This is a genomic window from Halanaerobium sp., assembly GCF_003070835.1.
The window spans coordinates 1-9603 of sequence record NZ_QBLR01000128.1 but is presented as its reverse complement, the minus strand read 5'-3'; the positions used below and the strand labels follow the sequence as shown (position 1 = coordinate 9603).

At 34.0% G+C, this 9603-nt stretch carries 9 protein-coding genes; 1 reads left to right on the top strand and 8 read right to left on the bottom strand.

Going from position 1 to position 9603, the window contains the following annotated elements:
• Nucleotides 1-214: 214 nt before the first annotated feature.
• Nucleotides 215-1588 (top strand): MATE family efflux transporter, encoded by a 1374-nt coding sequence (locus CI949_RS12540; protein WP_133530234.1) that lies wholly within the window; start codon nucleotides 215-217, stop codon nucleotides 1586-1588.
• Nucleotides 1589-1631: 43 nt separating this feature from the next.
• On the opposite strand, the gene CI949_RS12535 is transcribed toward CI949_RS12540, so the two are convergent.
• The 8 genes from CI949_RS12535 to CI949_RS12500 form a co-directional block, all read right to left on the bottom strand.
• Nucleotides 1632-2246: a V-type ATP synthase subunit D gene (locus CI949_RS12535; RefSeq protein WP_166637129.1), complete on the bottom strand. Its 615-nt coding sequence runs from the start codon at nucleotides 2244-2246 to the stop codon at nucleotides 1632-1634.
• Entirely contained in the window at nucleotides 2233-3627 is a 1395-nt protein-coding gene (locus CI949_RS12530; protein WP_133530236.1) for a V-type ATP synthase subunit B, read from the bottom strand. Before CI949_RS12530 ends, CI949_RS12535 begins: the two co-directional genes overlap by 14 nt.
• 14 nt (nucleotides 3628-3641) lie before the next feature.
• On the bottom strand, nucleotides 3642-5414 hold the full coding sequence (locus tag CI949_RS12525) for a V-type ATP synthase subunit A (RefSeq protein ID WP_133530237.1): 1773 nt from the start codon (nucleotides 5412-5414) through the stop codon (nucleotides 3642-3644).
• Nucleotides 5415-5448: 34 nt separating this feature from the next.
• Nucleotides 5449-6057: a V-type ATP synthase subunit E gene (locus tag CI949_RS12520; RefSeq protein ID WP_133530238.1), complete on the bottom strand. Its 609-nt coding sequence runs from the start codon at nucleotides 6055-6057 to the stop codon at nucleotides 5449-5451.
• 88 nt (nucleotides 6058-6145) lie between these two features.
• Nucleotides 6146-6457 carry a V-type ATP synthase subunit F gene (locus CI949_RS12515; RefSeq protein WP_133530239.1) on the bottom strand — a complete coding sequence of 104 codons (312 nt, stop codon included), beginning with the start codon at nucleotides 6455-6457 and terminating at the stop codon, nucleotides 6146-6148.
• Between the two features lie 10 nt (nucleotides 6458-6467).
• Nucleotides 6468-6890 carry an ATP synthase subunit C gene (locus tag CI949_RS12510; RefSeq protein WP_208108966.1) on the bottom strand — a complete coding sequence of 141 codons (423 nt, stop codon included), beginning with the start codon at nucleotides 6888-6890 and terminating at the stop codon, nucleotides 6468-6470.
• 32 nt (nucleotides 6891-6922) lie between these two features.
• Entirely contained in the window at nucleotides 6923-8839 is a 1917-nt protein-coding gene (locus tag CI949_RS12505) for a V-type ATP synthase subunit I (protein ID WP_133530241.1), read from the bottom strand.
• Nucleotides 8840-8841: 2 nt separating this feature from the next.
• Nucleotides 8842-9603 (bottom strand): V-type ATPase subunit (locus CI949_RS12500; RefSeq protein ID WP_290767005.1); only part of this gene is annotated, 762 nt, incomplete at its 5' end.

Below are 9603 nucleotides of genomic sequence, written 5' to 3'. Positions count from 1 at the left end.
TTATGTGTCTGAAATGAAGAGTTTTAATTATTATTGGAGATATTTACTGCAAATTTTTTATTCTTTTTTAAGAAAAAATTGTACAAAGCAAAAAGCTCAATTAATAATTACTCTTTTATATTTTTAAATTATATGCTAAGATAAGAGATGGATGGTAACTTTATGTCCTCTCACATCCAAAAAATATATAAATATAAACAAAGGATGAAAGATTATGAAACTAGAATTAACTAAAAACAGCAGCAGACGCGCAAAAACTATTTTTATGCTTGCTTTACCGGCCATGCTGGAGATGTCTTTAAATACACTGGTCGGAATGGCCGATACGATAATGATCAGCCGTTTCATTGGTAAAGAAGCCCTGGCTGCAGTTGGTTTTGCCAATCAGATTATTTTTACTTTAATTTTTGTTTTTTCCGCCTTTAATGCTGGAGCCACAGCTATGGTCTCAAGAAGTTATGGTGAAGGTAATAAAAAAAGAATGAATAAAATTATGAACGAAAACCTTACTTTGAATATTATTTTAGGTTTGATTATAACAGCGTTTACTTTCTTTTTTGCAGAATTGATTTTAAATGTCTACGATATTACAGCAGTAGTTAAAGCATATGGAACAACATACCTAAAATACATTGCTATAGGACAGGTCTTTATGTTCATTTCTTTTGCTTCAGCCGCTTCGTTAAGAGGTGCTGGCGATACTAAAACTCCAATGTATATCACAGGAGTTGCCAATATCTTAAATATAATAGGAAATTATATTTTAATTACAGGATTCTGGATCTTTCCTGAATTAGGCATTGCTGGAGCTGCAATTTCTACAGCCTTTGCCCGCTTTATCTCAGCAGCACTTTATTTGAGCTTATTTGTCAGCAGCAGAGGTATTTTGAAACTGCATCCCACCTGGATGAAAATCAGCACCAAAATCTTCAAACCGCTTATTAACTTAAGTTATGCTGCCGGTATTGAGCAGCTCTTTATGCAGGTAGCCTTTTTTGTTAATGGAATTTTTATTTCTAAACTGGACACTACAGCAGAGGCATCATTTAGAATCTTACTAAACATTGAATCACTTTCATTTATGCCGGCCATAGGGATTGCGATTGCCGCAACTACAATAGTTGGCAAACACCTGGGTGAAGATAATGCAGATGAGTCTCTAAAAAGCGGTTTAACAGCAGCAGTAATGGGTGCTCTGCTGGGAACAGGTCTTGCTTTAATTTATTTGATCTTCCCAGTATTTGCTCTTAAAATTTTTACAACAGAAGCTCAGGTAATTAATTACTCTGCCCCAATATTAAAAATAGTTGCTTTAAACCAGGCCTTTTTAGCTTTTGTAATAATTATGGTTGGAGCTTTAAGAGGTGCAGGAGATACAAAAGGAGCTATGTACATCACAATAATTAGACTCTGGCTGATCTTTATCCCCCTTTCCTATTACTTAATAGTTGTCTCCAATTATGGAGTGGCAGGAGTCTGGATTGCCGAAATTATCTCGTTTATAATTGTTGCTTTGATAGTAATTAAAAGATTCCTCAAAATGGAATGGGCTGAAATTGAATTTTTTACAGAAGCTGAAGAAGCTTAACACAAAACCTCTCTCTGAAATAAAATAGAGAGAGGTTTTTTAGTTATAGTTTTTCTTTGAGTAATTTCATCCTGAAAAATTCTTCTCTTTCTTTTTCTTCCAGGCGATCTTCGATAAATTTAACTGTATTTTTATAACGAGGAATCGAAATATTTTCTAAAGCATTGGCCCTTTTTTGAGTCTTTTTGATTGAAGTAGCAAGCCTGTAGACAGAAGTTTCTATTTCAGCAAGTCTGCTGATCAAATAAACTACTTTTTGAAAATTCTTATAGGCTCTATCTAATGCCAGATTAGTTTTATAAAAACTGTAGTGGGGAGAAATTTCCTGTGATAATTCTTCCACTTCTGGTATTTCAACCCCCATTACACTATAAGTTCGTATTTTTAGATTATCTATTAAATCAATTCCAGCTGCAATTTCCTCTACTGTTTTTATTCCCTGAGTAATATCAACAATCTGCAGAGCTTCATAGGCATTATAGAAATACTGGTTAATCTGAGACTGTATTTCTTTTGCTTCATCAATTCTTTCCATCATTTCCTTAATTAATACATTTCTTTTCTTATCAAGCAGCTCATAACCTTCTTCTGCCAGCTCCAGAGAACTCTTTGTAGACAAAAGATTGCTTTTAGTTGGAGATATATTAAGTTTCTCCATTTTCATCTTTCCCCCTGTAATATTTATCAAGCATTTCCTCGGATAATCTGTCCAGTTCATGTTTAGGAAGTTCAGAAACCAAATCCCAGGCTAAAGACAGAGTCTCCTCAATATTACGGCTGCTGTACTTGTCCTGATTCAGAAAATTATTTTCAAACTTATTTCCAAATTCAAGATATTTTTGATCTGTTTCCGAAAGCTCGTCTTCTCCGATTACTGAGGCCAGGGACTTAACCTCATTAACATGTGAATAAGCAGCATATAGCTGACTTGAAATATCTGAGTGATCTTCTCTTGTGTATTCAGCTCCAATGCCGTCTTTCATCAAACGAGAAAGTGAGGGCAAAATATTTATTGGAGGATAAATATCCCGCTGAAATAAGTCTCTTTTTAAAACTATCTGTCCTTCTGTTATATATCCTGTTAGATCCGGAATAGGATGTGTTATATCATCATTAGGCATTGTTAAGATTGGAATCTGAGTTATCGAGCCATCTCTTCCTTTGATCATCCCTGCTCTTTCGTAAAGGCTGGCCAGGTCACTATAAAGATAACCAGGATAGCCTTTTCGCCCCGGAACCTCTCCCCTTCTGGATGATAGTTCTCTTAATGCTTCAGAATAACTTGTCATATCAGTCATCACAACTAAAATATGCATATTTTCTTCAAAGGCAAGATATTCGGCTGCAGTTAGGGCAACTCGAGGTGCAATTATTCTTTCTACTGAAGGGTCATCAGCCAAATTGAGATACATAACAACATTCTGGAGGACCCCACTTTCCTCAAAACTATTAATGAAATATCTTGCTTCATCGTGCTTGATACCCATCGCCACAAAAACTACTGCAAATTTTTCATCATCTTTACCCAGTTTTGCCTGCCTTGTGATTTGAGCTGCAAGCTGATTGTGAGGCAGACCATTTCCCGAAAAAATAGGTAATTTCTGGCCTCTAATTAAAGTCATTAAACCATCTACTGCAGAAACTCCAGTCTGAATATAATTTCTTGGATACTGTCTGGAATAGGGGTTCATAGGTTTGGAATTAATATCATATTTATTTTCAGAATAAATATGACCACCACCATCAGTTGCTTCAGCAACTCCATTAAAAACTCTACCCAGAATATCCTTGCTTAGAGCAACCTTCATTGGTTCTTTAAGAAATTTAACTCTGCTTTCATTGATATTTAGGCCGGTACTGCCTTCAAAAACCTGAACTACAGCTTTATCTGAACTAACCTGGAGAACTCTTCCCTTTCTTACCTCTCCATCCGGAGCAGTAATCTCTACCATTTCATCATAAGCTACATCTTCAACATTTTCTATCACAATTAATGGACCATTAATATTAGCAAGTCCAGTATACTCTTTTTTTAACATTATATACTCCCCCACTATTTTTGATAACTATCAGCAAGCTGTTGATAAAAATCATCGATCTCCTGCCGAAATTCCTTTATTTTATCTATTTCATCATTGGCAGCTGTACTTTTTAATCTTAATAATTTGTTAAATAACTCATCATTTTTAAGCTGACTGATTGGTACATTTTCCTTTACCAGTGGCTCTGCCTGATCATAAAGATATAGTATTATCTTTAAAAGCCAGTACTGTTTATTTATATCCGAATATCTATCAATATCATCGAAAGCGTTCTGCTGTAAAAACCCAATTTTAATCAACTTTGCCACCTCTAAAATCAGACGCTGGTTATCAGGCAAAACATCTTCTCCAACCAGCTGAACTATGTCCTGCAGTCTCGACTCTTCTTTTAATAGAGACATTGCCCTGCTTCTCAACTTTAGCCATTCTTCATTTACATTATCTTTAAACCAGGGCTCAAGCTCATTTAAATACTCACTATAGCTGTCAAGCCAGCTTACTGCTGGAAAATGTCTGGAAGCAGCAAGTGATTTATCCAGAGCCCAGAAACAGCGGACAAATCTCTTGGTGTTTTGAGTAACCGGTTCCGAAAAATCTGCACCAGGAGGAGATACTGCCCCAATTAGTGAGATTGAGCCTTCATTTTCACCTGCAAGAGTTTTAATATAACCTGCTCTTTCATAAAACTCAGCCAGTCTGGTAGGTAAATAAGCTGGAAAACCTTCTTCTGCAGGCATTTCTTCCAGACGCCCTGAAATTTCTCTTAAAGCTTCTGCCCAGCGGGAAGTAGAATCTGCCATAATTGCCACATTATAACCCATATCACGATAATATTCTCCCAGAGTAATACCGGTATAAATACTGGCCTCTCTAGCTGAAACCGGCATATTTGATGTATTGGCAATTAATACTGTTCGCTCCATCATTGATTTACCAGTCTTAGGATCTGTTAACTCTGGAAACTCCTCCAGAACATCTGTCATTTCATTTCCCCGTTCACCACAGCCAATATAGATTATTATATCTGCATCTGACCATTTAGCAAGCTGGTGCTGGGTCATCGTTTTACCGGCCCCAAATCCTCCTGGGATTGCAGCTGTACCTCCTTTGGCAATTGGAAAAAAGGTATCAAGTACCCGCTGACCCGTCAGCAGCGGCTCTCCTAATTCCAATCTATCTTTATATGGTCTTGGTTTTCTAATCGGCCATTCCTGATAAAGCTTTATCTCAGTTATATTGTCTTCACTATCTTTTATTTTTGCAATTACATGGTCAATCGAGTATCTTCCATCAGGCACCAGCTCGATCACTTCACCTTCTTTTCCAGGAGGAACCATTACTTTGTGAGTAATAACTGAAGTCTCATCCAACTCCGCCACAATCTGACCTGAGTTAAGATAATCACCTTTTTCAACCCGCACTTTTAATTCCCATTCCTTTTCCGGATCTAAAGCACTTACCTTGGCACCTCTTTCGATAAAAGGTCCACTTTTCTTTTCTAAAAATGGGAGGGGCCGCTGAATACCGTCAAAAATATTGCCGATAATACCTGGCCCAAGCTGGACAGAAAGTGGACGCCCGGTTGAATAAACTGGCTCTCCGGGTTTCATTCCACTTGTTTCCTCATAAACCTGAATTGTAGCTGTTCCACCATCAAGTTCTATTATTTCTCCAACTAACTTAAGTTTTCCAACATAAACCAGCTCTCTCATAATATAGCCTGTCATATTTTCCGCTTCAACAACCGGTCCATTGATAAAGGTTATTTTCCCCTGTTTTTCCACACTTACCAACTCCTAATCAATTTATCTGCTTTCATCAAAGAATTTTATTCTTTAATTCTATTGCAATTTCTTCCCTGAATGAATCAATTAAAGCATTGAAAGTATTTTCAATTAACTGCTGTTTATTTTTTGCTTTTATTATGAAGCCTCCAAATTTAATTTTATCTGTCAGCTCAAATTCAAATTTATAATTCTCCATCTCTTTCTCCAGGAACTCTTCTAAATCAGCTATCAAATTTTGATCCTGATTTCTCAATAAAATTATAAATTCACTATCATCCAATTCAACCGCTGCTTCTTTTATTGAATTAAAAATAAACAAACAATAATCCTTCTGATCGGAAAAATTATTTAGTTTGCTGTGCAGCTCAGCGATAAAATCATTGATTAAATCATTCAATTTTTTTCGCCTTGAATTTTTCTTTTCCAGAATAGCTCTGGATATTATTTGTTCTCTTTTCTGTTCAGCTCTGCTTTTATATTTTTCCAATGTATTTGACTGTCTTTTTTCCAGTTCTTTTTGAAATTTATCATATCTTGCTTTTAGTTCTTTTTTCTTCTTCTCAATTTGACTATCATTTTTTTCTTTAACTTCATCAATTATTTCAGTCTCAATGGCCATTATTTTTTCTGCAATATCCACTCATATCTCACCTCTTTTACTGAGTTTTCTTTTATAAGCGCAAGGATAACTCTGAATTTATGCATCGAATATGGCACGCTTAGTTTTCTTAAATTTTTATTCCTATTGATTCTTGAACATATTTTGTAATATATTCAGGCTCTTCCTCAGGATCAACATGTCGATCTGGAATCTCAAGGATCAGAGGAAGATCTGCAGAAAGTTTTAACTCATCAATTATATCAGGTACCATTTCTGCTAATTTTCTTGTAATTAAAAGAACTCCTATATCTTCCTCTTTCCTGACTCTATTAATCTCTTCTATAACTTTTTCCTTTTCATGAATCACCTTACCATCAATTCCAACCAGCCTTAGACCAATATTGGTATCAATATTATCACTGATGCAGTATATTTTCATAATCTAAGCCCTATAATCTTCCCAGGATCATAATAGAAATTATCAATCCATATATAGCTATACCTTCACCTAATCCAATGATAATTAAAGCCCTACCTAAAATTTCTGGTTTTTCACTGATGGCACCGATAGCTGCTGAGCCAGCAATTCCTACAGCAATACCAGCTCCTATAGAAGCTATACCTACTGCCAGTCCGGCCGCTAGATAACCAAGGCCTAAATTATTAGAAGTAGAATTAACAGCTGCCTCAGCAGCATATACTTTTTGAGGCAGAGCAATATTGGAACCTAAAATTACAAAGGTCAGCAGCAGGACCAGACTTACACTTAAAACCGAGTATTTAACCCATCTTTTTTCAGTCTTTTTGAACATAATTACTCCCCCAATAAATACTGTAATAAATAAACTTAATAAAGATAATCTTAAAATCATTTTTATTTCCTCCTATTATAATATTTTAAAAATTATTCAATATTCAGCGGTTTGAATTCCCTTCCACTTCCGCTGTAGAATTTTGAAAAAATCTCAAAAAACTCCAGTCTTAAGATCTGAATTCCAACAACAACACCTTCTAAAACCATAATTACTATATTACCTGCAATCAAAATTAAAAGGCTGCCGGCACTATTACTCACCATTTCAGATAAGATAATAACTGCCATTGACAAACCAACATGGTTTAAGGTAAAAGCACCAACTCTTAAAAAAGAAAGCGTATTACTTAAATATCCTAAGGCAGAGTCAAAAAGTTCAAAAATAGACTCCAGCAGATATTCGGATATCTTTTTATCAACACTGAATTTTTTTCCAACCAGTAAATTACCAAGCGGCTCTTTAAAAAATATAAGCAGTAATAAAATTATTACTACAGCTAAAGTTAATGGCAGCGGTATTAAAAGACTATTCTGCAGACCGTAAGCAGCCAAATTTGAAAGCAGAAAGAGGTATAAAATTAAACCACTTAAACCGCTGTCAGAAAAAAATGCCTCCTTGTAATCTTTATTTTTAAACGAATTAAACAGGTTAAAAATCATTGATATGATCAAAAGAAAGATTCCGATCATAACTGTAAATCCGAGCCAGACCATAATATTCTCCATCGGCCTGATTAAAAGTGCTGGTATCAGATCTTCCATTCCAAATATACTTCCATAAAATGTACCAAAAAGCATCGAAGAAGATCCCAGTGAAATTAATATATAGCCTATACCCTGATCAGTGATAAACTTAATTTTATTTTTATAAACAGCCAGACCAAGCAGAACAAAAATTAAACCCTGTCCTAAATCACCAAACATTATTCCAAATAATAATATATAACTTAAAGCAAAAAATAATGATGGATCAATTTCTCCGTATTTGGGCAGCCCATATAACTTAACCAGAGAAGAAAAAGATTTAATCCAGTCTGGATTTTCAATAATTGTTGGCGGCTCTTCTTCAGCAAACTCAACTTCCTGACTGCTGTATAATACTTCTGGATATTTATTTGAAATTAACTTTTCAAATTCTGTTTCATTTTCTTCACTTATCCAGCCAGTTGTAATAAAGAAATAATCACTTTTACCATAAAAACTGTTATTTACATCTGTAATTCTATTAAATATTAATGCCTGCCGGTAATATTCGAATAAATGCTGCTGATAGCGGTGTTTTAATTTCTTAAATTCAAGCTTTATTTGATCTCTGATAATCTCAATCTTATCAAGACGATGTCTCGATTGATTTAGAATATCTTTAGGCTGTTCTTTAACTCTGTCCGGAAGTTCAATCCGGTTGAAGTTGACTGAATTTAATATATCAAGTGCTTTTTGCTGATAATTCTTTTTAGCAAAGGTAAAAAACCATACTCTTTCCTGATCTTCATTTACTTTTAAGACAAGAATCGGAATTTCGGTAACATTTTCAATCAACCGCTTATATCTTTCTTGACTCAAACTGCCAAAAATCAGGGTGACATAAGATAAATTTTTTAAACTCTGAAGTTCTATATCTATATTCCGCATTACATAGACGTGTCTAATTAGATTGTTTAATCTCTTCTCTTCAGCATCCAGTTTTTTAGTAATTCTTTCTAATTTATTAATCTTTTTCTCAATCGGATTAATAAAATCTTCAAGTTCTTCCAAACTAAATTTATTCAGCTGCTCAAAATTAATATTTTTTATTTCTTGATCTAAATTAAGGCTGTCCATAATTTTATTCAGCCTGTTGAAATAAGGTTTATAGAAATTTTCAACCTGGTCATATTTGAAATCCTTATTAATTTTCTCTTTTTTCAGAAGTTCTATCTGACTATTTTTTACTATTTCTTCAGTTATTAAATCGATTTTATTTTTCAAGCCTAAAATCTGAAACTTTTTCATTTTCTTTATTCCCAAAATTACACCTCCTTTCTAATCAAAAAGTTTTTAATTCGATCATCTGGTAGTGAGTATCTAATCCCTTCAATAATTGTAATTATATCTCTCAGTTCATATTCTCTCAGATATAAATAAGCAAGTATATTTGAAATCGTAAAAAAACTTTCAGATTTAATCTGCTGCAGCTGCATAAATATATAATTCAAAAAAAATCGCTCAAAAATATTATTTACATCTTCAACTGCCTTTTCGAGCAGCCTTTGATAGGGAGCATAAGAGATTTGTTTAACTAAATTATTTGGATTATCTACCTGGCTCATCTTTCTGAGTTCTTCTCTTGTAATTTTAAAGTGAAATGGAATAATATAATTTAATATTTCACCAGATGATAAGTTATAATATTTTTTTATCCTGTAAATCCACTGAATATTTAAGAGGTCAATCTGGGTTCCTATAATCTTATTAAAATATTTTTGATCTTTATTTGAAAACTCTGCCGCTAAGTCATTAAGCCGTGAAAAATAATGAAAGTCCAGGGTCATTTCTATTTGAAATAAATTTTTATTCTGCTGGTACTGTTCGGCAAATTCGTCTAAAATTTCAGCATAATGAAGTTCTTTCAGCACTTCCTGTATTTCTTCATAGGAAGAAGCCTGAATAAGATTATTAAAATTAATTTTTTGATTACGATCTATATAAATCAAATTGTCACTGAGATAATCTTCTTCGTTTTCCATTAAAATAGTCCTCAAAATTATTTTTAGATCTTCAATTTCAAATTT

Coding starts and splice junctions, on each gene's coding strand:
- CI949_RS12540 (WP_133530234.1), top strand. CDS start 215: ATGAAACTAGAATTAACTAAAAACAGCAGCAGACGCGCAAAAACTATT.
- CI949_RS12535 (WP_166637129.1), bottom strand. CDS start 2,246: ATGGAGAAACTTAATATATCTCCAACTAAAAGCAATCTTTTGTCTACA.
- CI949_RS12530 (WP_133530236.1), bottom strand. CDS start 3,627: ATGTTAAAAAAAGAGTATACTGGACTTGCTAATATTAATGGTCCATTA.
- CI949_RS12515 (WP_133530239.1), bottom strand. CDS start 6,457: ATGAAAATATACTGCATCAGTGATAATATTGATACCAATATTGGTCTA.
- CI949_RS12510 (WP_208108966.1), bottom strand. CDS start 6,890: ATGATTTTAAGATTATCTTTATTAAGTTTATTTATTACAGTATTTATT.